This is a genomic window from uncultured Shewanella sp. (genome assembly GCF_947495455.1).
Classification (GTDB): Bacteria; Pseudomonadota; Gammaproteobacteria; order Enterobacterales; family Shewanellaceae; genus Shewanella.
This window is the reverse complement of the sequence record NZ_CANLZC010000032.1, coordinates 1-23,618: the sequence shown is the minus strand read 5'-3', so window position 1 is coordinate 23,618 and position 23,618 is coordinate 1. Positions and strand designations below refer to the sequence as shown.

Sequence of the window (23,618 nt, the reverse complement as noted above, 5' to 3'; positions counted from 1 at the left end):
AAGGATTTTATAATGGATTTAAATAAGCTTTTTAAAGCAATGTTGGTCGTACTTCCTATTATGGCAGTAAGTGCTTGTAGTTCAACATCGGAAACAGAAACCGATGCAACAAGTACAAATGGAACGACTTCAAGTGAATCCGCTGCAAATGGTGTTCAGACGGGGGGAGTTGCACCTATCGTTTCACCTGAGGAGCAACAACGTCTTAAGTACCAAGAGCTAAGAAAAGAGAATACTATTTATTTTAAATTTGATAATAGTACCCTTACGCCTCAGTATGAAGAAATTTTAAACGCACATGCTGAGTATTTAGCGGCACACTCTAATGTGAAAGTGGTGATTGAAGGTTATACTGATGACCGAGGTACACCTGAATATAATATTGCACTAGGTGAGCGACGTGCGAAGTCGGTTGCTAAATATTTGCAAGGCATGGGAGTATTACCGAGTCAAATGAGTATCGTGAGCTATGGAGAAGAGAAGCCTGCTAATACCTCGCGTACTGATGCCGCTTTTGCTCAAAACCGTCGTGCTATTTTGGTTTATTAATAACGTATAGGGTTTAATTTATGAAAGTCGCCGCATTGATTGCGGCAATATCCCTTACATCAGGCGCTGCTTTTGCAGCGCCTGCTCCTGTTGAGGATATTGCTACTACTTCAAGCTCTATTAGTTCAAGGGTGGCCAAGTTAGAAAGGATTATTAAGGCAAAACAACAGAGTGAATACCAGATGCAGCAACGCTTAGATGCATTGCAGCAGGATGTGTTAGATTTACGGGGACTGACTGAGCAACAAGGTTATCAGATTGAACAGATGTTACAGCGCCAAAGGCAGCTCTATGATGATATTGCTAATTTGACAAGCGCCGCAAGTACAGCGAAGAAAAGCCCGTCTACTGAACAAGTTTCGAGTTCGTTAGGTGAAACCGCAAGTTATGAGAAAGCGGTTAATTTAGTGCTTAAGCAACGTTTGTATGATGAGGCTATTCCGGCATTTCGTCAATTTATCGATGCGTACCCGAATTCGACCTATGCTGCTAATGCAAACTATTGGTTGGGCCAGCTGTTATACAATAAAGGGGACCTTGTTCAGGCTCAATCGGCCTTTATGACTGTTGTTGAAAAGTATAAAGATTCAACTAAACGGGCTGATAGTATGGTTAAGTTGGGCATGATAGCGAAAAAACAAGGTAATACAGCTAGCGCACGTAAACTTTATCAAAATGTCATCAAAGAGTACGCCAACAGTGCCGCTGCTCGTATTGCGGAGCAAAAATTAGCCGAGCTTTAGGCGCGAGTGATACAAAAATTAATCTTCTCGATTGTTTTTCATGCAACTGACAAAAAAGGTTTAATTTGCGCTTGCATGAAGAGATTAAAACGGTATTATAGGCGCCCTCAGAACGAGACAGCAAGTTAAGAGCATTGAATAGTTAATTAAGAGTAGCAGCTTAAAATGTTATTTTTCATTAACATATTGCTTGCAGATGGGTCGTTAGCTCAGTCGGTAGAGCAGTTGGCTTTTAACCAATTGGTCGAAGGTTCGAATCCTTCACGACCCACCACTTTTCTTAAAGTACGGCTTAGTGAAAAGTTAAAAATAAGTAGTATTTAATGGGGCGTTAGCTCAGTCACTATTTTGTAAAGCCAGTTTTTTATAAAATAAGGGCAGTTGGCTTTTAACCAAGGTGAAGGTTAGGAACCATAACGTACCACCACTTTAAAGAATGTTAGTTATTTCTGACAAAGTGACAATCAACACCAATATGGGTCGTTAGCTCAGTCGGTAGAGCAGTTGGCTTTTAACCAATTGGTCGAAGGTTCGAATCCTTCACGACCCACCACTTTTTTTAAGTGCTGTTTAGTAAGAAATTAAAAATTAGCAAAATTAGATGGGTCGTTAGCTCAGTCGCTTTTTATTAGAGAAAGAGCAGTTGGCTTTTAACCAATAGGTTGAAAACTAAATTGAAGCGAAACATCACTCTAGTACAGAGTATAAAATACAGAAGCAGTAGCAGATGGGTCGTTAGCTCAGTCGCTATTTATTAGAGAAAGGGCAGTTGGCTTTTAACCAATAGGTTGAAAACTAAATTAAAGCGGAACATCACTCTTGTACAGAGTATAAAATACAGAAGCAGTACCAGATGGGTCGTTAGCTCAGTCGGTAGAGCAGTTGGCTTTTAACCAATTGGTCGAAGGTTCGAATCCTTCACGACCCACCACTTTTGTTAAAGTGCAGCTTAGTGAGAAGTTAAAAATAAGCAAGATTAGATGGGGCGTTAGCTCAGTTGCTTTTTTGTAAAGCCAGTTATTTATAAAAAAAGGGCAGTTGGCTTTTAACCAATAGGTTGAAAACTAAATTGAAGCGAAACATCACTCTTGTATAGAGTATAAAATGTAGAAGCAGTACCAGATGGGTCGTTAGCTCAGTCGCTTTTTTGTAAAGCAAGGGCAGTTGGCTTTTAACCAAGGTGAAGGTTAGGAACCATAACGTGCCACCACTTTAAAGAATGTTAGTTATTTCTGACAAAGTGACAATCAACACCAATATGGGTCGTTAGCTCAGTCGGTAGAGCAGTTGGCTTTTAACCAATTGGTCGAAGGTTCGAATCCTTCACGACCCACCACTTTTCTCAAAGTACAGCTTAGTGAAAAGTTAAAAATAAGCAGTAATTAATGGGACGTTAGCTCAGTCGCTTTTTTGTAAAGCCAGTTTTTTATAAAAAAGGGCAGTTGGCTTTTAACCAAGGTGAAGGTTAGGAACCATAACGTACCACCACTTTAAAGAATGTTAGTTATTTCTGACAAAGTGACAATCAACACCAATATGGGTCGTTAGCTCAGTCGGTAGAGCAGTTGGCTTTTAACCAATTGGTCGAAGGTTCGAATCCTTCACGACCCACCACTTTCTTCAAAGTATCATTTAGTTAAAAATCTAAAAAAATCATCTCAGATGAAGCGTTAGCTCAGTCGCTATTTATTAGAGAAAGGGCAGTTGGCTTTTAACCGCTTTATTGAAGAATAAGGTCAAAGGTTCGAATCCTTCACGACCCACCACTGTCTTCAAAGTATCATTCAGTTAAAAATCTAAAAAAGGCATATCAGATGAAGCGTTAGCTCAGTCGCTATTTGTTAGAGAAAGGGCAGTTGGCTTTTAACCGCTTTATTGAAGAATAAGGTCAAGGTTAGAATGCTTCATGATCGATCACTCTTATATTTCCATACCTATGTTTTATTTCTTATATTTGACAATAAAAGTAGCCGCTTGGTTAAGGGGGGGAGATAAAATAACAAAAAAGAGGTGTGGACACCTCTTTAGATAGCAGAAAGATTATAATAAATCTTTGTCTCTCACATATTGTTCAAACTCAGTACAGCCGCCGATATGCTCTTTATCGACAAAAATTTGTGGGACAGTTTCAACAGGCTTGCCAACGGTTTTTTCTAGATCGGCTTTGCTGATCCCTTCTGCATGAATATCGACATATTTAAAATCAAAATCATCACGCTTTTCAACAAGCTGCTCTGATAATTGAACGGCACGAACACAATAAGGGCAGCCTGGGCGGCCAAAAATGACAACAAACATATTAGCTCCTAAAAAATCTTTGTCATATTTATACCATACGTCACAAGCATTTCATAATGGCGAAAGAAATTATTCAAATTCAACGAGTCTATCTGTTTGGTATCGACCTTGGTAATCGAAGAAGGTGTCGATGAGATCCCAACGGTTTTTATTCTTTTTCAATAATAGAAGATCGGGTTTTCTGAAATTATCTGCATGTTGAATGATGTCTTTGGGTGCTTTGTATTTAGGATGTGGCATACCGGGAGTTCGTGTGTGAGAGTGGATAAAAATAGCATATAAGGCTCTGATCTGTGCAGGTGTTTTCATTGAAAAGCGCTGTACAAAATCATTCCCATCAACATCGATATAACGTACAAGCAATTGTGTATCGAGATCTTCAAATAGCATGGTCTGACATTTAAACAGGTGATGGTGTTTTTGCTGCAACACTTCTTTAAGGCGTTTATCCGGATCGACCAGTGTCGATTGACAATGTTGACAAATTTTGGCGGCAATATCGTTTTCTTCGCCACATTGGGGGCAAGACTTAGAACGAAACCTAAAATCACATTGGATCTGTTTTTGGTTTGGAGCTTTTGTAATAAGTCCCTGACATCGTCGACCAAAATGTTCGATAATATCGCCATCTTCATCGATTATTCCCCAGAAAATATTGGCAAATTGACATATAGGACAGAGTACTTGTACTGGCTTACTTTTACTATTAGGTTTTATTTGGCCAACCTCGGGAAAATACAGATCATAGCCGTTGGCGGCATAATCAATGACAAGGCAATCATGCTTGTTTTCACAGATCCTAAGGCCTCGGCCAATCATTTGCTGAAATAAACTGACGGATGCCGTGGGGCGCATTATGGCAATTAAATCAACATGAGGTGCATCGAACCCTGTTGTGAGAACAGAGACATTAACTAAAAATTTAATTTTCTTTGCTTTAAAGGCGGCAATGTAATCATCTCTTTCTTGGCTTGAGGTGTTTCCTGTAATGAGTACTGCAGTTTCACAAGCCAACTGAGTCATGATTTCTTGTGCATGTCTGATGGTTGCTGCGAAAATAATAATCCCCTGACGGGTTTTAGCTAACTCAATAAGTTGTTTTATAATGGCTGTTGTTGCTCGCCCAGAATGGTTAAGTAATGAGTCGATTTCACTTTCTGAATATTCACCAGTCTTTGAGGGTGTGAGTTGGCTAAAGTCATATTGGGCCGATAGACCATCTAACATTATTGGTTGAGTCAGAAAGCCTGACTTTATGAGAGGACGAATGGGCAGTTCGAAAATGCATTTCTCAAAAATGGCGTTCTCAGGGTTACCGACTTTTCCATGGTAATGGTGTCGATATATCCACCCTATTCCTAAACGATAAGGGGTAGCGGTTAACCCCAGTAATTTTAATTTTGGATTTTGTTTGAAAAGGTGTGTTAATAATTGCTGATACTGACTGGTTTTTTCATTGCTGACACGGTGGCACTCATCGATAATCACTATTGAAAAAGCTTCATTAAATTGTTGAGGTTTTTTTACCGCAGATTGAATGCTAGCAACTACTGTTTTACCTGTAGTGGACTTTTGTTTCAATCCAGCTGAATAAATGCTAGCGGCAGTGGTGAGCAAGCCAACTTTTTCTGCATTTTGTGCCACTAACTCTTTTACGTGGGTGAGAACCAGTACTCGTCCTTTTGCAATTTTTGCGAGCTGGGCAATGACGATACTTTTTCCTGCGCCAGTGGGCAGTACCAATACTGCTGAATCCGTTGTTTTTTTAAAGTGACTGATAGCGGCATCGACGGAATCTTGTTGGTAGTCTCTTAATTTCACTTAGCATTATCATGATATTTGTTTGCTGTAAGCATACCAGCACTGATGAATTTTATCATGATTTTGTCTCTTTCGAGTCGTTGGGCTCGAGTTGGACTCGAAAGAGTGAGCGACTATCGATTTAATCGACTGGCTATTAAAGCGTCGATGACGGTAGGATCGGCGAGAGTGGAAGCATCGCCTAATTGTGTCGTCTCATTTGCGGCAATTTTTCTCAAAAATCGTCGCATTATTTTTCCTGAGCGAGTTTTTGGAAGGCTGGGGGCCCACTGGATGAGATCTGGGGTGGCGATTGACCCAATTTCTTTTCTCACCCATTTGATGAGTTCTTGTGCTAATTGATCAGTTTCATTAATGCCTGTGTTTAAGGTGACGTATGCATAGATACCTTGGCCTTTAATTTCATGAGGGTACCCGACAACGGCGGCTTCAGCGACATGAGGGTGAGCGACTAACGCACTTTCAATTTCAGCTGTGCCTAAACGGTGCCCTGCAACATTGATCACATCATCAACACGGCCTGTGATCCAATAGTAACCATCTTCATCTCGTCGTGCACCATCGCCTGTACAATACATGCCGTTGAATGTTTTAAAGTAAGTTAAAATAAAACGGTCATGATCCCCATAAATGGTTCTCATTTGCCCTGGCCATGAGTCAAGAATCACTAAATTTCCTTCGTTTTCGCCTTCTAATAAATGACCTTGATTATCAACCAGTGCAGGTTGAACACCAAAAAATGGACGGGTGGCTGATCCAGGCTTAGTGTTTGTCGCACCTGGTAGTGGAGTGATCAACACACCGCCAGTTTCAGTTTGCCACCAAGTATCAACAATCGGACATGCTTGTTTGCCTATGGTGTCATGATACCAGCGCCAAGCTTCAGGATTTATTGGCTCGCCAACAGTGCCTAGAATACGCAATGAACTGCCATCAAAGTTTGCAAATTTCTCTTTTCCTTCCGCCATGAGTGAACGTATTAAGGTGGGGGCAGTGTATAAGGTGGTGACTTTATGTCTATCGATCATTTCGCCTAACCGTGAAGGGCTAGGATAGTTAGGCACACCTTCATGCATTAAAATGGTTGCGCCATTAGCCAGCGGACCATAGACCATATAGGAGTGGCCCGTTATCCATCCTACATCGGCAGTACACCAATAAATATCGTCTTTTTTATGATCAAAAATGTACTCATGGGTCATGGATGCATAGACCATGTAGCCACCTGTGGTATGTAAAACTCCTTTAGGGCTGCCAGTGGATCCCGATGTATAAAGCAGAAATAAGGGATCTTCGGCGGACATTTCTTCATAGGGACAATGCTCTGATGCGGTATTCATGAGTGCATGCCAACTGATATCTCTTTCTTTATGCCATGTCACGTCGCCAGAAGTATGTTCAATGACAATGACTTTCTCTACACAAGTGACATTCGTGTGTGATATGGCTTCATCGACATTATTTTTCAATGGAATGATCCGGCCTGCTCTGACGCCTTCGTCGGCAGTAATGACCACTTTAGATTGCCCATCAATGATCCTTGCTGCAATGGATTCTGGGGAAAATCCTCCAAAGATCACTGAATGTATCGCTCCAATTCTCGCACAAGCTAACATGGCGATAATGGCTTCTGGGATCATTGGCATATAAATCGTGACAACATCTGCACGCCTAACACCTTGGCTTAATAAACCATTGGCGAATTGACTGACTTGCTTGTGTAATTCCTGGTAAGTCAAGGTACGCTGCTTTTGGGCATCGTCGCTCTCCCAAATGATGGCAAGTTTGTTTTTATCGTATTTTAGGTGCCTATCAAGGCAGTTAGCTGAAGCGTTGAGCGTGCCATCATAAAACCATTTTATATAAAGATTATGATCGTCAAATGAGGTTTTTTTTATTTGAGTATAAGGCTTGATCCAGTCAATACGTTTACCATGTTCTCGCCAAAATCCTGTAGGGTTAATGACAGACTCTTGGTACATTTTTTTATATTGTTCATCATTAACCCGTGTTTTTTCGGCTATAGTACTTGGAACTTTGTAGAGAGATTGAGCTTTCATTGGCATTCCCTGTTAATGTGCAGGCGAGAAAGTCATTTTAAAATAGCATTAAATTTTGGCTTGAACCAGTTCAAAGACAAGGCTTTTTGTTGTCAATCGTTTTGTTTTGACTCTTTTTTGTTTCTCATTTGTTTCTCATTTGTTTTTTACTTGTTTTTGTTTGGGTTTTATTGTTGTGGTTTGTAGTTTTTTTTGTGGGGTTATTTTATTGAATGCGCAAAGGCTTTATTTCAAAGAATGTCTTGTCTTAATTTGATAGCTGTTAGTTTTTATTCTAGATAAACTACACATTAGCCTTTTGAGGTAATTACTTTTAGTGAATGAAAACAGATCTTTTCAAGTGATATATGATTTAGCGGTTATATTGAGAGTTAAATTAAGGGTTGTTGAACTCATTATCAAAGTTTGGCGTATCTTAAACACGAGAGAGTTATGAAGTTTACAATTATTATCAGCGCAACAGCCATTTTATATGCTTTAACATTATTTTTATTAGCTTGGGGAGCTGAACGTTGGTTTACTCGCATTACTAAACGTATGCAAGTGTGGATTTATGCGCTGAGTTTAGGTGTGTATTGTTCTTCTTGGAGTTTTTTAGGTACTGTGGGTCAATCAGCAGAAGATCTTTGGTCTTTTTTACCCATATTTATCGGGCCATTATTGTTTTTTACTGTCGGCTTTGGATTAGTGAAGAAAATAGTGATGGTGACAAAAAACCATAACATTACTTCTGTTGCTGATTTTATTGCAGCAAGATATGGTAAATCGCAAGTTCTGGCGGCTATTGTGACTTTGATTGCGCTTTTCGCCATCATGCCTTATATCGTTCTGCAGTTAAAAGCCATGATATTTGGTATGAGTTTGTTTCAGCAAGGTGAGGGATTATTTGATACTCAAACGGAAGCCTTAATTATTACGGTTATTTTAGCGTTATTTGCGATTTTATTTGGGACGCAAAAGCTGAATGCGACGGAGCATAATCCTGGCATGATATTGGCGATTGCGTTTGAATCAATGGTGAAGCTCGTTGCTTTCTTATTAATTGGTTTAATCATAGTATTTGATGTGTTTGATGGCGTGGGCGATTTGTGGCAAAACGCAGTCAGTCAAAATGTGATAAAAAAAACTGACTTTAACTTTATGTCGTTATTGCCTGAGCTCTTTGTTGGTATGGCCGCTTTTTTATGTATGCCTAGACAATTTCACGTCATGATGGTGGAATGTGACAGTGAGAAAACCTTAGTTAAAGCGCGTTGGCTATTCCCACTTTATTTAATTTTATTTGCATTATTTGTGATCCCTATCGCCTTAGCAGGGAAAAGTATTTTAGGGGATGTGGTATCACCGGATAGTTATGTGGTTAATTTACCCTTAGTGCTGCAGCATCCTTCTTTATCGATTATTGCGCTTTTGGGTACGATTTCAGCCGCAACAGGCATGGTTATTGTTGCTGTTGTGACGATAAGTGTCATGGTGAGTAATGAATGGGTTGTTCCCATTATGCTTCGCACTGAGCAAATAAAACAGAAAAACTTTAGTGATTTTTCCAGTGTGCTACTGAATGTGAGACGGCTAACCATTATCCTGATATTAGGCATGGGTTATGTCTGTTATCTCGCTTTGCTCGATAGTCGTTCATTAGCGGGCTTAGGTATTTTATCTTTTGGTGCTTTTGCTCAATTGGCTCCAGCATTGATTGGCGGTATGTATTGGACTCATGGTAATCGTGGGGGAGTGTTTACTGGTTTAATAACCGGCTTTAGTGTTTGGTTTGTGATTTTATGGCAAGAGGTGATGGATTCGGTTGGTGGGCAAGTACTCCATGTTGATTTGATGCCGATGATAAAACCTGATGCCATTGATATTTCATATGCTTTGCTGGCGAATATTTTAGGCTATATTCTGGGATCTATTTGGTGTCGCGCGGGGGTGGTTGAAAGGATGCAAGCCCGTGCTTTTGTGACACCGGGAACATTAAAAGGCCCGTCAACAAATCGGTCTATGTCAATCACTCATCAAGATCTATTGCTGTTGGCGAGTCGTTTTATGAGTCCATCTGCGGCTTATGATAGCTTTGCTCAATTTTCAGAAGATTCAGTAAAGAGTGACATGCGTGATAAAGTGGCTGCGCCAGAATTGGTGAGACAAACTGAGCATTTATTGGCGGGGATCTTAGGCGGTTCAAGTGCGGCTTTGGTGATGGACTCTGTCGTACATGGCAGAGATTTAGCTATTGATGAAGTGTTTAATTTGGTTGATGATGCTTCTTCAAAAATTATGTTAAGCCAAGAAATGTTACGTGGGGCAATAGAGCACGCTTATGAAGGCATGAGTGTGGTCGATAAAGACTTAAATTTAGTCGCTTGGAACGATAAATACGCTAAGTTATATGATTATCCTCCTGAGTTTTTAAAAGCAGGCATGCCTATTGCTGATGTGATCCATTTTAATGCAGTGAGGGGGTATTGCGGTGAAGGTGATATTGAGGAACAGGTCGCTAAACGAGTGGCATTTATGCGTCAAGGCTCAGCCCATGTTTCAGAAAGGGAGCGACAAGATGGCCGTGTGATTAAGGTGCAAGGTAATCCTATTCCTAGTGGGGGCTTTGTGATGACCTTTACTGATATTACTCAATATCGAGAACAAGCCAGAGCGCTACAAGAAATGAATGATACGTTAGAGACACGGGTAACAGCTAGAACACATGAGTTGTCTGTTTTAAATGCACAGTTAATTCGAGCAAAAGCAGAAGAAGAAAAAGCGAATGCCTCTAAAAGTCGCTTCTTAGCCGCAGTGGGTCACGATTTGATGCAACCGCTTAACGCTGCACGTTTGTTTTCTGCTTCTTTATCTCAAGATCCTGATTTGACTCAAGCCGGTAAGGAAACCTTATCGCATATTGGCAGTTCATTGAAAGCGGCGGGTGAGTTATTAACGGATCTGCTTGATATTTCAAAGCTGGATTCTGGTACGGTGGATGTGAATCGTAAAGATTTTATGATTAATCAGCTATTGAGTGAATTGGCGATAGAATTTGAGGCTATGGCAGCAGATTGTGATATCGATTTTAGTTATGTGTCCTGTTCGGCAACGGTTAATTCTGATCCTTATTTATTGCGGCGTGTATTACAAAACTTTTTGACCAATGCCTATCGTTATGCGAAAGGAGGGCGTGTGCTATTAGGTTGTCGCCATCGCAGACATGGGTTAGAAATTCAAGTGATTGATACCGGATGTGGCATCGCAGAGTCTGATTTGAGTCATATCTTCAGAGAATTTAAGCGACTTGAAAATCCAGAGACTAAGCAAGTGAGCGGGTTAGGATTAGGATTAGCGATAGTAGACCGAATTAGTCGTGTGCTAAAACATAAAATTAACGTGACATCAAGGCTCGCTAAGGGATCACTGTTTTCCATTTGCATTCCATATGGACAACCCGTTGTTAAGTCTCAGGTGAGTGTGAAGCCTTCTTTAATGCAGCCTTTAGCGGGTATTAAGGTGTTATGTATTGATAATGAAGAGGCTATTCTCGCAGGGCTGGAATCTTTATTAACCCGTTGGCAGTGCCAGGTTTTCTGTGCAGCTTCTTTTGAGGAGGCAAAAGCATTATTGATCCGTTTAGATGTCGTGCCAAATATTATTTTATCTGATTACCATCTTGATGATGGTCAAAATGGTGTCGATGCTATGGATGGTATTCGTGCTCACTTTGGTAAGTCTATTCCGGGGATTTTGATCACGGCCAATACTCAAAAAACATTAATTGATGATGTTCATCAACGAGGTTATGAATTTATGGCCAAAATGGTTAAACCAGCAGCGTTAAAGGGATTAATGTCCAGTTTAATCAAATCTCAGTAATTCATACCAGTATAGGGAGAGTGTAATTACCTCTCCCTTAATTTTGATAAATAACCCTTTATTGGTTTAACTTCTCGGCTAAATAATCCACGAGCATTCTTACTTTAGGTGATAAATGGCGATTATGGGGATAGATGGCCCAAATTCCGTCTGAATCTATGTATTTTTCAATAAGATTAACCAGTAAACCTTGTTGAATATAGGGGCGCACATAATAGTCAGGTAGCTGCACAATACCTATGCTTTTTAACGCCGCATCGGTGAGGGCTTGGCCACTATTACAGCGTAAATTGCCTTTGACACGAATACTGCGTCTTTTTCCTTGATCATAAAATTGCCAATAATCTTTTGTTCCCAATAAGCAATTATGGTGTTCAAGATCGCTTAATTGGTTAGGGAGACCATGACGTTGAATATACTCAGGCGATGCACAGACATGGAGTTTGCGTGTTGATAATTGTTTTGCCATCATACTGGAAGCTTCTAAATGGCCTAAGCGGATCCCTAAATCAAAGCCTTCATCCACCAGATCTAATGGTTTATTGGTGAGGTGAAGTTGAACATTTAGCTCTGGATAACGAGCGATAAAGTTGTTGATTAATGGCGCTATGGTGCGCTCCCCATAAGTATTAGGGGCGGTTAACTTCAAATGGCCGCGAGGAGTAGAGTGAAGGTTCGTGATAGCACGTTCTGCTTCATCTAAACCGTCTAATATTTGGCGACAATGTTGATAATAAATTTTACCAACTTCTGTCACAGAGACCTTACGTGTGGTGCGATAAAACAGCTTTGCGGCCAACCTTGCTTCTAGAGCCGTGATTTGTCTACTGACTTGAGCCGTAGAAATACTGAGCTTTTTCGCTGCCAAGGTGAAGCTTTCTGTTTCGGCGACAGCCACAAACTCGCAAACGCCTTCCCAACTTAACATGATGCTTTACTCATTGTGATAAATACTGATACTCAGCCTTATATTATTACTATACAGTAAAAGTTATTTTCAATTTTATATGATTATCATTTTTTGGGTAATGAATATAATGATTTTAATGAAACTTATGGGTTTAAACTTTATATAGGACAGGATATGTCAGCAGAAATTATTAAATCAAAAGCCGCGGTTGCTTGGAAAGTTGGACAGCCATTATCGATGGAAATCGTGGATGTCATGCCACCTAAAGCGGGTGAAGTGCGCATTAAAATAGTGGCAACGGGTGTGTGTCATACTGATGCTTTTACCCTATCGGGTGATGATCCTGAAGGTATTTTCCCTTGTATCTTAGGCCATGAAGGTGGCGGCATTGTAGAATCTGTTGGGGAAGGAGTGACCAGTCTCTCGGTAGGGGATCATGTTATTCCGCTTTATACGCCTGAGTGCGGTGAATGTAAGTTTTGTTTGTCAGGTAAAACCAATTTATGTCAAAAAATTCGTGAAACCCAAGGCAAAGGTGTTATGCCTGATGGAACGACGCGTTTTTATAAAGATGGTGAGCCTATTTATCATTATATGGGATGTTCTACTTTTTCTGAATATACTGTATTACCTGAAATTTCTCTTGCAAAGGTCAATCCTGAGGCGCCATTGAAGGAAGTGTGTTTGTTAGGTTGTGGTGTGACAACAGGCATGGGGGCGGTATTAAATACCGCGAAAGTTGAATCTGGGGCGACGGTGGCCATTTTTGGTCTAGGTGGCATTGGACTCTCAGCGATTATTGGGGCTGCAATGGCTAAAGCGAGCCGTATCATTGCCATTGATATCAATGAGAGTAAGTTTGAATTAGCGCAAAAATTAGGGGCCACAGACTGCATTAACCCTAAACACTATGACAAACCTATTGCCGAGGTCATTACCGAATTGACAGAGGGTGGGGTGGATTACTCTTTTGAATGTATCGGAAATGTTGATGTGATGCGTTCAGCCCTTGAATGTTGTCATAAAGGTTGGGGTGAGTCTGTGATTATTGGCGTGGCTGGCGCCGGAAAAGAGATCAGTACAAGACCGTTTCAATTAGTCACTGGGCGTGTATGGAAAGGTTCTGCATTTGGCGGAGTGAAAGGGCGCTCTGAATTACCTGAGATCGTTGAGCGTTACTTGCAAGGTGATTTTAAACTTGATGATTTCATTACCCATACAATGGAACTTGAGCGTATTAATGAGGCATTTGAATTAATGCATGAAGGAAAAAGTATTCGAAGTGTGATCCACTTTTAGCGATTGAGGAAATGGTTAATGGAAAATAAATCGCCCCTGACTTTGCTTAGCAGTAATAAAGTGTTTGGTGGGTTACATCAACAGTATCAACATATGTCGGCAAGTCTTAAGTGTGAAATGCGTTTTGCTATTTTTTTGCCGCCTCAAAGTCTAGTTAAGCCTGTGCCTGTTGTGTATTGGTTATCGGGACTGACCTGTACTGATGAAAACTTTATGCAAAAAGCAGGCGCTTTAGGCATTGCCGCCAAGCTTGGTATTGCCATTGTTGCAATGGATACGAGTCCGAGAGGAGAAGGTGTTGCCGATGCTCAAGATGGCGCCTACGATTTGGGGTTAGGGGCGGGGTTTTATCTTAACGCCACTCAGGCACCTTGGGCTAAGCATTATCGCATGTTTGATTATGTGCTGACGGAATTACCTGAGCTTATTGAAGCCAACTTTGCTGTCAGTGATAAACGGGCTATTTCGGGTCATTCAATGGGGGGGCATGGTGCTTTAGTGTTAGGGCTAACATTTGAGCGATATACGTCTATTTCTGCATTTAGTCCTATTTGTCATCCTATGTCATCACCATGGGGAAAAAAGGCCTTTACTGCTTATTTAGGGGAAGATCTTGATTCATGGAAGCAATATGATGCCGTTGAATTAATGCGGAGTAAGGGGATTTCTACGCCTATTTTGATTGATCAAGGTTTGGACGATCCTTTTTTAGAAAAAGAGCTTAAGCCTGAAAGTTTACATGATTTTATTGAACAAGAATCTTATCCGTTAACATTAAGAATGCAACCAGGGTACGATCATAGTTATTATTTTATTGCGAGTTTTATTGAAGAACATTTAGCGTTTCATGCTAAGTATTTTTAATATGCTTGCTTTGAAAATTGATTTTTCCCATTAAAAATCATTATGGATTTCTAATGGGAATATTACGCACCAAAGCCCGTATTAGTGTTATTCTATCGGGCTTTTTTTCATTTCCAATTGTTTTAATGAGATGACGGCTTGGGTTCGATTTCTGACGCCTAGTTTTTTGAAAATAGCCGTAGCATGGGCTTTAATCGTCGCTTCAGATACCGACAAGTCATAGGCTATTTGTTTGTTCAGTAGCCCCTCTGCAAACATGTGTAATACTTTATATTGTTGAGGCGTTAGTGTTTTTAACTTACAGGCCATCTGATTGACATCATCATCATTATCGACTTCTTGTAATTCAACGCCTTCAGGTAACCAAAAATCACCTAATAGTACAGTGGAAATCGCATTAGCCAGTGTATCCATAGAAGCAGATTTTGGAATGAACCCTGAACTGCCATAATGCATCGCTCTGCTAATGGTATCGTTATCTTCGTAAGCTGAAATAACAACCACGGGAATACTGGGATAATGTGCTCTTAAATGGATCAAAGTAGAGTAACCATTTGAACCTGGCATTTGTAAATCTAATAATACGAGATCAGGATTTAATTTGGGATTATCCAATGATGACTGTAATGCATCTGCGCTATCGGCTTCATACCAGAGAGTATGAGTGAATACGCTAGTTAATGCTTGTCTTAGTGCATTTCTAAATAAAGGATGATCATCCGCAATAATAATCGTTAATTTTTCAGACTTCATGAATTTATCTAATGTTAAGTTTGTGGTGCGGGAATAAGTTTAATGTAACAGATTATGTATTCGTTATTCTATCGATTTTATTCCTAATTACCAATAAAGTGACTTTTAAATCAAAAAAATAGTCATTTTTTGTTTTTTTTGATTTAATTGATAGAGGTTTGTTGAACAATGTTATTAATTAAACTCATTGAATCATGACATAATATTGCTTTGCAAAAGGTTTTTTTTTACTTGTGTTTATTTTGTGTTTTAATTTTGTTTATTTTATGTTTAATTTGGTTTTCAATGTATTTATTAATATTGTTTTATTAATTTTTGTTTTTATATTGTATTAATCTTTATTTTTTTATTTTTTATTGTGACTTTTATTGTTGTTTATATGTCGAGTAATAAGGCTGTTTAAGAACAGAGATCCAAAGGGAAGCCGTTTATTATTTCATTATGGTGAAATCCGTTGAGCATTAGAAATGTGCTGATTTTGATGGATAGAAAAACAGCGCTTTTTATCCATCAATGTATGTTGTCTAGGTTGTTACTCTAGAGTTAGATAGGAGGTATAGCACACTATTAATGACTTTCAATAGGATCTTGCCAAACGGGTGTCGGTTGCCTGTTTTTATCAATAGCAACGAAAGTAAATACGCCTTTAATGGCGTGCTCTCTTATGTCGGCATACATATTTTCGACAAAAATATTTACTTCAACTTTGATTGAAGTGTTTCCCACATGAATGACGCGAGCTACTATTTCCGCTAAGGTGCCTGCTGGAATGGATTTTTTAAAATCAATTTTATCAGAACTCACCGTTACTAAGGTTTTACGGCAAAAGCGTGTTGCAGCAATAAACGCGGTCTCATCCATCCAAGATAGTGCTTCACCACCAAAAAGCGTGTTGTGATGATTGGTTAATGATGGAAAAACCACTTTAATGACTCTGGCTTCTGACTGTTCAATTCGAAGCGCCATGGTTTTGGATATTGATTTGTTGGCAAAGGACATACTACAACCTGAGATTATACGGATAAAATTCGAGCGAGATTATAGTGATATTGCCTAAAAAAGAACAGCAATAAAACAAGTGTTTAACTTTCGCTGATTTAACTGCTTGTGATTAATGCTGTTAATTAAAGATATTAGAGTGTAAATAAAAGTATCAAGGCCTTTGGTAAGGCCTTTATTCATATCGTCAGTCGCTGTGATAGGATGAGATTATAGCTTGTGTTTACGCAAATATTCACGTCTATCACGAGAGGCTTTTGCTAAGTCTCTTAAGAGTTTTTCTGAATCATTCCAATGTAAGCAAGCATCGGTAATACTCTTACCGTATTCAAGGGGCTGATCATGGATTACTTTTTGGCTGCCTTCAAGTATAAAGCTTTCAGCCATTATCCCTGCTATCGCAGTAGAGCCTTGTCTCATTTGTTCCATAATGTCTTTAGCAACATTAAGCTGTTGTTTATGCTGCTTTTGACTATTACCATGACTGAAATCGACTACCATGCGTGGAGTGATACCTAGGCTGGTGAGTTGTTGGCTGGCAGTGGCAATATCTTCGGCCTTGTAGTTAGGCTGTTTACCGCCTCTTAAGATAATATGGCCATAAGGATTACCATGAGTGCGATAAACCGCCATAGCACCATCTTTATCGGGTGAATAGAAAATATGCGGGACTTGAGCGGCACGAACGGCATCGACGGCAATATTAATATTGCCATCAGTGCCATTTTTAAAGCCAACGGGGCAAGACAGGGCTGAGGCCATTTCTCGATGAATTTGGCTTTCAGTGGTTCGAGCGCCAATGGCACCCCATGTGATCAGATCGGCAATGTATTGGCCATTGACCATATCTAAAAATTCTGTGGCAATTGGCAATTTAAGTTCAGTGATTTGTTGTAATAACTGCCTTGCCATGCGCAAGCCTTTATTGGGACTGAAACTACCATCAAGATCGGGATCTGAGATGAGGCCTTTCCATCCCACTATGGTTCTGGGTTTTTCAAAATAAACACGCATCACAATACATAAATCATCCTTGAGTTCCTGATGCAATTTAGCAAGACGTGCTGCATATTCTAATGCCGCTTTAGTATCATGAATTGAGCAAGGACCTATGATCACCAATAAGCGTTGATCTTCACCGCTGATAATGGCTTCAACTTCTCGCCTTTGTTTAATAAGGTAATCGGCAGCGGCTTGTGTTAAAGGGTATTCAGAAGCTAATTGCGCAGGTGAAATGACTTTGCATAAAAGGGAGGTGCGTAGTTCGTCTGTTTTGATGGTCATGCATGATACCGCGTGTTTAATGGACTTAATGTTAATTGTCTTGATTATACTCAATTGTGCATCTTTTGGCAGTGCCTATTTTTTTATTTCAAAATGAGTTGAGGGTTGAATGTAAAATGGTTCTTAAGTTAAAATCATTTTACATTAGGATGAGAAAATGATGAGAGTAAATAGATTCACTTTAGAGGTAATGTAAACCCTCTGGGCGAAGTCTTTCACGAACTAGCTCGTCAAAAAGGAGTTGTGATCGAAGAAGGGCATCTAATGCCAGATCATGTTCATATGTGTTTGAGTATTCCACCCAAATTTTCAGTATCTAACGTTGTGGGTTTTATGAAAGGTAAAAGTGCTATTTCAATTGCTCGTCAGTTTAAGGGACGGCAAAAAAATTTCAATGGAGAGGCTTTTTGGGCAAGAGGCTATTATGTTTCTACAGTTGGTTTGGATGAGGAAATGATATTACTGACACAGAATAGTGAATGCCCTCTGATATGCATTGGGAGCAATTGAAATTAGGAATGTAGGGGGCCTTGGGTATTTATTTAAGCCCTTTTAGGGTGTCATTCCAATAAGCCTCCGGCTTTGCCGGAGGCCAGTTAATTACTATCGTCTTGAAGAATTATTTACATTGTGCAGCAAAGTCGTGAGCATAGAAACTTGACCCATCGTCAAGTTTAACTCTGAACCTAACTGATTGCTCTTCTTTACTTGTATTTACTTCATAACCCACAAAGGAAGTTGGCACACCATCATAAATAAGTGTATTCGGAAAATTTTTACTTGATGCAAACTCAGGATCTATAAGTGTTCTATGCATTTGTAGATTCATATAGCTTTTTTTCCCTTGGGCTGATGCATAAACTTTCATATTATTAGCGCTAGTATGCCCAAGAGAAGTCACAATTGTTTCTTTTCTAACTTTATTCTTACATGCTCCAGGCTTATAAACGACTGAAGAAGGAAATGGCTGTATAGGTTCATGTACCGTTTTATATTTAATAACTTCTTCTTTTACATATGAATGAGGCAGCTTTTCAATAGCTTTACACGTGTAAGGATGACGTTCCTCTGCTTTGTGCTGAGTTATCAAAGGTGCATAAACTTTTTTAGAAACCCATGCTTTACTTGTCGCATCCTTTTTAGCAATATGTATAAATTCCGACTTCAATTGATTGTTTGGAGGTGGCATTATTAGTCTAAATTCACATCTTGCCTTTCCATAGTACAATGTAGTGTGTTTTGTTTCTTCTGGAACATCTTTTGTGACCCAATCGTCATAATATACACCAGCTGTAACTTGGTTAGTAAACAAACATATAAAAAATAAAAAAATTAACGAATTAAAAACATATGATCTCATAACGGAAATATTTAAAGCTAAACTGTATTTTACGTATCTATATGTATCTATATGTATCAATTGTACAAAGGTATATTGAACTTTGGAATAGGTTTATTCAGCTGATACTAATACAACACCTTTAAATGGGATGGAATAGGCGGCACTTATTCTTATGATAATGGCGCGAATGTGGGCGTTTTTCCCAATACCGTGGGCATTGATTATAAACAAGAATTCAGTGCTCTTTATTTAGGGTTAGCAGGTCTTTATCGATTTCAACAGTCTGACATCAGTCTGCAACTTAAATGGAGTCCATGGGTAAATGCTAAAGATAAGGACAATCACTATCAACGTGATTTGACTTTCTATGAGAAAAGTAATGAATCGGCTGACTTGTTCTCTGTGTCCGTCAATTATAATTACCATTATACGCAAAGTGTCACCTTATTTGCCGAATACGTTTACAGTCAATATTCTGAAGCTAAGGCCGATATGACACTAATTAATAATCAGACGGGAGAGACCTCTTATTATTCTGATGGTGCCGGATTAGATAATCAAAACTCAACGATTACCTTAGGCGTTAAATATTCTTTTTAGAATGAATGATAACAATGTGAAAGATGGGCATTGTTAACGCATCTTTTATCAATCATTAAGGCTTCTTCCATTAAGGCTTCCTCAAATGAGGAAGCTTATTTTGTTGCCGACAACTTCTGCTGACTGACCCCATCAATTAAGGGGAATATGGCCAATGCTGTCTTTTCTGATGGCTTTTCGCTAACGGTTTTTCTCTTGATGATTAAAACATATGCCGTTTAAGGCCTGTGACTTCTAGAATTTTTGTGGCGATTTCTTCTACAGAGTGATTAGTGGTATCCACGAATGGAATACGCTCTTTACGGTACATCATTTCCACTTCTTTGACTTCCATTCGGCATTGCCTAAGTGATGAGTAGCGGCTGTTTCGCATGCGGCTTTGGCGTATTTCATGCAATCTGTCAGGATTAATGGTTAAGCCAAAGAGTTTTTCCTTATTACGTTTTAATGCGGCATGGAGTGTTAGGTTGTCCATATCATCTTCGGTAAAGGGGTAATTGGCCGCTTTTATACCAAATTGCATAGAAAGATAAAGACTGGAGGGGGTTTTTCCACAGCGAGAGACGCCAAGAAGGATTAAGTCGGCTTCATCCATGTGCTTCATGGTTTGGCCATCGTCGTTATCCATGGCGTAGTTAATGGCTTCAATGCGGGTTTCGTAACTTTCATTGGTTTTACCGTGGGTTCGATGAAGTGCGGGGACGGCACACATGCCTAATTGTTGTTCTAATGGAGCAACAAAGGTGTTTAAAAAATCGTAATCAAGCCCTTCGCTACTGTAAATAATGTCCCTGATCTCCGGTTTTACAATGGAGTGGAACACAATCGGTCTTTCACCTGTTGTAATAAAACAATCATTTATTTGTTGCTTGACTTCAGTTGCTTTCTTTTCTGTTTCAACAAAGGGTATGGTAAGTGCATCAAACTCAACTGGAAATTGAGATAAAACTGCGTGCCCAAACACTTCTGCTGTGATGGCTGTTCCGTCTGAAATGTAGAATACTTTTCTCAATTTGTTGGCCTCTTGTAGTAATAAAATTACAAATAAAATTATAGATTTACGCTGCTTGCCGTGGAGTGTAAAATGCTCCAGCCCTGATGTGAAGGGGCCACACTGAAATAAACTTGCGGAGATAGAACTGTGCAGCAATACGTACTCTGGTATCAAGAATTAGGTATGGGTGACGTCAACAAGGTTGGCGGTAAGAACGCGTCACTAGGTGAAATGATCAGTAACTTAGCAAACGCTGGCGTTCAAGTTCCAGGCGGTTTTGCTACGACTTCCTTTGCGTTTAATGAATTTCTCGAGCAAAGCGGACTCAACCAAAAAATTTATGATGTACTAGAAACACTCGATGTAGATGATGTGAATGCACTCGCTACAGCTGGTGCACAGATCAGACAATGGATCATAGATACGCCTTTTCATGCTGAATTTGAAAAGGTGATTCATGAGTCATATGATAAATTGTCAACACAAACCAGTGAAGCATCATTTGCTGTGCGGTCCAGTGCAACGGCAGAAGATATGCCTGATGCGTCATTTGCCGGACAACAAGAAACATTTTTAAACGTTAAAGGCTATGAAGCAGTGCTGATTGCGATTAAACATGTTTTTGCGTCATTGTTTAACGATCGCGCGATTTCATACCGTGTTCATCAAGGTTATGATCACAAAGGCGTGGCTTTGTCAGCAGGTATACAGCGTATGGTACGTTCTGATAAAGCGGCATCCGGTGTGATGTTTACTATGGATACCGAATCAGGTAATGATGATGTTGTCTTTATTACGTCATCTTTTGGTTTAGGTGAAATGGTGGTACAAGGCGCGGTAAACCCAGATGAGTTTTATGTGCATAAACCCAGTTTAACGGCCGGACATCAGTCTGTTGTTCGTCGTAATATCGGCAGTAAATTGATTCAAATGGTTTATGCCGATTCTGTTGAGCATGGTAAACAAGTTCAAATCGAAGACGTAGAGGCACAAAAGCGTCGTGAATTTTCAATTAATGATAATGAAGTGATGGAATTGGCGAAACAAGCCATGATCATCGAAAAGCATTATGGCCGTGCCATGGATATCGAATGGGCAAAAGACGGCAATGATGGCAAACTTTATATTGTGCAAGCGCGTCCTGAAACCGTCCGCTCTCGCGAAGATATTCAACTTATCGAGCGTTATCATCTGAAAACGAAAGGTGAAGTGTTATCTGAAGGGCGTGCTATTGGCCATAAGATAGGCAGTGGTGTGGCGAAGGTATTAGCATCGATTGATGACATGGATCAAATTCAACCAGGTGATGTATTGGTAACAGACATGACGGATCCTGATTGGGAACCGATTATGAAGCGCGCCAGTGCCATTGTGACTAACCGAGGAGGCCGAACATGTCATGCCGCGATTATTGCACGTGAGCTGGGTGTACCTGCAGTGGTAGGTTGTGGTGACGTAACAGAGCAAATCAAAAATGGTCAGGCTGTGACCGTATCTTGTTCTGAAGGTGATACAGGCTTTATTTATGAGGGGATTCAAGAATTCGATGTAGTTTCATCCCGAGTGGATGCGATGCCTGATTTACCGATGAAAGTCATGATGAATGTGGGGAATCCTGATAGAGCCTTTGACTTTGCTCGTTTGCCTAATGAAGGTGTGGGTCTTGCCCGCCTCGAGTTTATTATTAATCGCATGATTGGTATCCATCCAAAAGCCTTATTAGAATTCAACCAGCAAGATGCAGAACTTCAGGCTGAAATTCATGAAATGATAGCCGGTTATTCATCACCAGTTGAATTTTATGTTGCTCGCCTTGTGGAGGGGATTGCGACCATAGCTTCGGCTTTCCATCCAAAGAAAGTCATTGTGCGTATGTCAGATTTCAAGTCTAACGAATACGCAAACCTTGTAGGTGGCGATCGTTATGAGCCGGAAGAAGAAAATCCTATGTTAGGTTTCCGTGGGGCTAGCCGTTATATTTCTGAGTCGTTCCGTGATTGTTTTGCATTAGAATGTGAGGCGATTAAACGGGTGCGCAATGAAATGGGCTTGACGAATGTTGAGATCATGATCCCCTTTGTGCGAACAGTTGATGAAGCGGCGCAAGTTATAGAGTTGCTTAAAGAGCAAGGCCTAGAGCGTGGAAAAGATGGATTGCGTGTCATTATGATGTGTGAGCTACCTTCAAATGCGTTATTGGCTGAGCAATTTTTAGCGTATTTCGATGGTTTCTCTATTGGCTCAAATGATTTGACTCAGCTAACCCTTGGGCTTGACAGAGATTCGGGCATTATTAGTCATTTATTTGATGAGCGAAATGATGCGGTTAAAGCCCTATTATCCCTTGCGATAAAAGCGGCTAAAGCTAAAGGTGCTTATGTGGGGATCTGTGGTCAAGGTCCATCAGATCACGCCGATTTTGCTGCTTGGTTGGTTGAGCAAGGCATTGATACTGTATCACTGAATCCGGATACTGTGATTGATACTTGGCTTTATTTAGGCAAGGAACATGTTAAAGATTAATTTTGATGAGTCGCTTGTTTATTAATTAAACGTTTTATTAAAAGCCGCATATTGCGGCTTTTTTGTTTCTTTATTATATAAATCAGTAAAGTCTTTAGGTTATTCTCTAAATGATATAAACACTTTTATAATAAACATTACCTGATTTTGATGTTATTTTTCATTGAGGAGTCTAATGACTTGGCACTGTGTGGCTGATCTTAATGATGATCATTATGCTCTTTATGGTGTTTATATTGCAAGTAAGTGAATATACCGATTAATAGTGCGGTCGATATCGCAATAGAGCCACTCATAAAGTCCTTATGAGAGAAAGAAGCATTGGCTTCAATTTGACTATAAAGACTGGAAGTTAGAGCATAGCAAAAGACAATCAAAGACGAGGCCATGCCTTGTCCTTGATGAACGTGCTTCATGGCTGAGCTGGTGGACATAGGAATGATAAAGCCGAGACTCAATGCAATAAGATAAAGGCCTACTAATAATAGAATGAGTGGCTGTTTTAGCGTTAATAGTGCACCGATAAGTAGCACTATTAATACTATTGATCTGGTTAGCCATAATTCAGCGTATTGTTTTAATTTTGAAAACAGAGGATCCCAACTATGTAACCTGAACTCGGGATAAGAAATTGAACTAACAGCCCTCTTTGTGATCAGATCTTTCGACCAAGATTAATCAATCACGCAGAGGGCATATGGATAAGTTAGTTGATATA

The 23,618-nt window shown here is 39.8% G+C and carries 16 protein-coding genes, 5 tRNA genes and 2 pseudogenes; 13 read left to right on the top strand and 10 right to left on the bottom strand.

Annotation, left to right across the window (positions count from 1 at the left end; translation table 11 throughout):
* Positions 1-12: 12 nt before the first annotated feature.
* The 7 genes from pal (at position 13) to Q0791_RS10535 (ending at position 2,906) form a co-directional block, all read left to right on the top strand.
* The gene (pal, locus tag Q0791_RS10565; protein ID WP_299005847.1) at positions 13-549 is read left to right on the top strand and encodes a peptidoglycan-associated lipoprotein Pal; all 537 of its coding nucleotides are present in this window, start codon (positions 13-15) and stop codon (positions 547-549) included.
* A 20-nt stretch (positions 550-569) separates the two neighbouring features.
* Positions 570-1,292: a tol-pal system protein YbgF gene (gene ybgF / locus Q0791_RS10560; RefSeq protein ID WP_299005844.1), complete on the top strand. Its 723-nt coding sequence runs from the start codon at positions 570-572 to the stop codon at positions 1,290-1,292.
* 198 nt (positions 1,293-1,490) lie between these two features.
* A tRNA-Lys gene (locus Q0791_RS10555) sits at positions 1,491-1,566 on the top strand.
* Positions 1,567-1,769: 203 nt separating this feature from the next.
* Positions 1,770-1,845 (top strand) — tRNA-Lys (locus Q0791_RS10550).
* 302 nt (positions 1,846-2,147) lie between these two features.
* A tRNA-Lys gene (locus tag Q0791_RS10545) sits at positions 2,148-2,223 on the top strand.
* 329 nt (positions 2,224-2,552) lie between these two features.
* Positions 2,553-2,628: transfer RNA gene (locus Q0791_RS10540), tRNA-Lys, on the top strand.
* A 202-nt stretch (positions 2,629-2,830) separates the two neighbouring features.
* Positions 2,831-2,906, top strand: a tRNA-Lys gene (locus tag Q0791_RS10535).
* A gap of 426 nt (positions 2,907-3,332) precedes the next feature.
* On the opposite strand, the gene Q0791_RS10530 is transcribed toward Q0791_RS10535, so the two are convergent.
* The 3 genes from Q0791_RS10530 to acs form a co-directional block, all read right to left on the bottom strand.
* Positions 3,333-3,590, bottom strand: coding sequence for a GrxA family glutaredoxin (locus Q0791_RS10530; protein ID WP_299005842.1), 258 nt, complete (start codon positions 3,588-3,590; stop codon positions 3,333-3,335).
* A gap of 69 nt (positions 3,591-3,659) precedes the next feature.
* A complete protein-coding gene (locus tag Q0791_RS10525; protein ID WP_299005839.1) occupies positions 3,660-5,411 on the bottom strand; it encodes a DEAD/DEAH box helicase in 1,752 nt (583 codons plus the stop codon).
* A 113-nt stretch (positions 5,412-5,524) separates the two neighbouring features.
* Entirely contained in the window at positions 5,525-7,471 is a 1,947-nt protein-coding gene (gene acs / locus Q0791_RS10520; protein WP_299005837.1) for an acetate--CoA ligase, read from the bottom strand.
* Between the two features lie 432 nt (positions 7,472-7,903).
* On the opposite strand from acs, the gene Q0791_RS10515 reads away from it, so the two are divergent.
* A complete protein-coding gene (locus Q0791_RS10515) occupies positions 7,904-11,332 on the top strand; it encodes a PAS domain-containing hybrid sensor histidine kinase/response regulator (protein ID WP_299005835.1) in 3,429 nt (1,142 codons plus the stop codon).
* 58 nt (positions 11,333-11,390) lie between these two features.
* Here the strand turns inward: Q0791_RS10515 and Q0791_RS10510 are convergent, their stop codons facing one another.
* Positions 11,391-12,260 (bottom strand): LysR substrate-binding domain-containing protein, encoded by an 870-nt coding sequence (locus tag Q0791_RS10510; protein ID WP_299005833.1) that lies wholly within the window; start codon positions 12,258-12,260, stop codon positions 11,391-11,393.
* Positions 12,261-12,416: 156 nt separating this feature from the next.
* On the opposite strand from Q0791_RS10510, the gene Q0791_RS10505 reads away from it, so the two are divergent.
* Positions 12,417-13,541, top strand: coding sequence for an S-(hydroxymethyl)glutathione dehydrogenase/class III alcohol dehydrogenase (locus Q0791_RS10505; RefSeq protein ID WP_299005831.1), 1,125 nt, complete (start codon positions 12,417-12,419; stop codon positions 13,539-13,541).
* A gap of 36 nt (positions 13,542-13,577) precedes the next feature.
* Entirely contained in the window at positions 13,578-14,405 is an 828-nt protein-coding gene (gene fghA / locus Q0791_RS10500) for an S-formylglutathione hydrolase (RefSeq protein WP_299005904.1), read from the top strand.
* An 87-nt stretch (positions 14,406-14,492) separates the two neighbouring features.
* Here the strand turns inward: fghA and Q0791_RS10495 are convergent, their stop codons facing one another.
* From Q0791_RS10495 to Q0791_RS10485, 3 genes are all read right to left on the bottom strand, one after another.
* Positions 14,493-15,158 (bottom strand): response regulator transcription factor, encoded by a 666-nt coding sequence (locus Q0791_RS10495; protein ID WP_299005828.1) that lies wholly within the window; start codon positions 15,156-15,158, stop codon positions 14,493-14,495.
* A gap of 567 nt (positions 15,159-15,725) precedes the next feature.
* The gene (locus tag Q0791_RS10490; RefSeq protein WP_299005825.1) at positions 15,726-16,157 is read right to left on the bottom strand and encodes an acyl-CoA thioesterase; all 432 of its coding nucleotides are present in this window, start codon (positions 16,155-16,157) and stop codon (positions 15,726-15,728) included.
* A 210-nt stretch (positions 16,158-16,367) separates the two neighbouring features.
* Positions 16,368-17,441: a 3-deoxy-7-phosphoheptulonate synthase gene (locus tag Q0791_RS10485; RefSeq protein ID WP_299005823.1), complete on the bottom strand. Its 1,074-nt coding sequence runs from the start codon at positions 17,439-17,441 to the stop codon at positions 16,368-16,370.
* A 201-nt stretch (positions 17,442-17,642) separates the two neighbouring features.
* Here Q0791_RS10485 and tnpA point away from each other — a divergent pair.
* Positions 17,643-17,900 (top strand): annotated as a pseudogene (gene tnpA / locus Q0791_RS10480) (IS200/IS605 family transposase); the annotation flags it as partial.
* A gap of 160 nt (positions 17,901-18,060) precedes the next feature.
* On the opposite strand, the gene Q0791_RS10475 reads toward tnpA, so the two are convergent.
* Positions 18,061-18,801, bottom strand: a complete 741-nt coding sequence (locus Q0791_RS10475) for a hypothetical protein (protein ID WP_299005820.1) — start codon at positions 18,799-18,801, stop codon at positions 18,061-18,063.
* 126 nt (positions 18,802-18,927) lie between these two features.
* Between Q0791_RS10475 and Q0791_RS10470 the strand changes: the two are divergent.
* Positions 18,928-19,383, top strand: a pseudogene (locus Q0791_RS10470) (omptin family outer membrane protease); the annotation flags it as partial.
* 202 nt (positions 19,384-19,585) lie between these two features.
* Here Q0791_RS10470 and Q0791_RS10465 read toward each other — a convergent pair.
* Positions 19,586-20,395 carry a pyruvate, water dikinase regulatory protein gene (locus Q0791_RS10465; RefSeq protein WP_299005817.1) on the bottom strand — a complete coding sequence of 270 codons (810 nt, stop codon included), beginning with the start codon at positions 20,393-20,395 and terminating at the stop codon, positions 19,586-19,588.
* 129 nt (positions 20,396-20,524) lie between these two features.
* On the opposite strand from Q0791_RS10465, the gene ppsA reads away from it, so the two are divergent.
* Positions 20,525-22,900, top strand: a complete 2,376-nt coding sequence (gene ppsA, locus Q0791_RS10460) for a phosphoenolpyruvate synthase (RefSeq protein WP_299005814.1) — start codon at positions 20,525-20,527, stop codon at positions 22,898-22,900.
* 200 nt (positions 22,901-23,100) lie between these two features.
* Here ppsA and Q0791_RS10455 read toward each other — a convergent pair whose 3' ends face one another.
* Positions 23,101-23,433 (bottom strand): hypothetical protein, encoded by a 333-nt coding sequence (locus Q0791_RS10455; RefSeq protein WP_299005811.1) that lies wholly within the window; start codon positions 23,431-23,433, stop codon positions 23,101-23,103.
* Between the last annotated feature and the right edge of the window lie 185 nt (positions 23,434-23,618).

Bases quoted from the DNA above. Each gene is read 5' to 3' on its own strand.
- Q0791_RS10485 (WP_299005823.1), bottom strand. From the start codon at position 17,441: ATGACCATCAAAACAGACGAACTACGCACCTCCCTTTTATGCAAAGTC.
- Q0791_RS10475 (WP_299005820.1), bottom strand. From the start codon at position 18,801: ATGAGATCATATGTTTTTAATTCGTTAATTTTTTTATTTTTTATATGT.
- Q0791_RS10530 (WP_299005842.1), bottom strand. From the start codon at position 3,590: ATGTTTGTTGTCATTTTTGGCCGCCCAGGCTGCCCTTATTGTGTTCGT.
- Q0791_RS10510 (WP_299005833.1), bottom strand. From the start codon at position 12,260: ATGTTAAGTTGGGAAGGCGTTTGCGAGTTTGTGGCTGTCGCCGAAACA.
- acs (WP_299005837.1), bottom strand. From the start codon at position 7,471: ATGAAAGCTCAATCTCTCTACAAAGTTCCAAGTACTATAGCCGAAAAA.
- Q0791_RS10495 (WP_299005828.1), bottom strand. From the start codon at position 15,158: ATGAAGTCTGAAAAATTAACGATTATTATTGCGGATGATCATCCTTTA.
- Q0791_RS10490 (WP_299005825.1), bottom strand. From the start codon at position 16,157: ATGTCCTTTGCCAACAAATCAATATCCAAAACCATGGCGCTTCGAATT.
- pal (WP_299005847.1), top strand. From the start codon at position 13: ATGGATTTAAATAAGCTTTTTAAAGCAATGTTGGTCGTACTTCCTATT.
- ybgF (WP_299005844.1), top strand. From the start codon at position 570: ATGAAAGTCGCCGCATTGATTGCGGCAATATCCCTTACATCAGGCGCT.
- Q0791_RS10505 (WP_299005831.1), top strand. From the start codon at position 12,417: ATGTCAGCAGAAATTATTAAATCAAAAGCCGCGGTTGCTTGGAAAGTT.
- Q0791_RS10515 (WP_299005835.1), top strand. From the start codon at position 7,904: ATGAAGTTTACAATTATTATCAGCGCAACAGCCATTTTATATGCTTTA.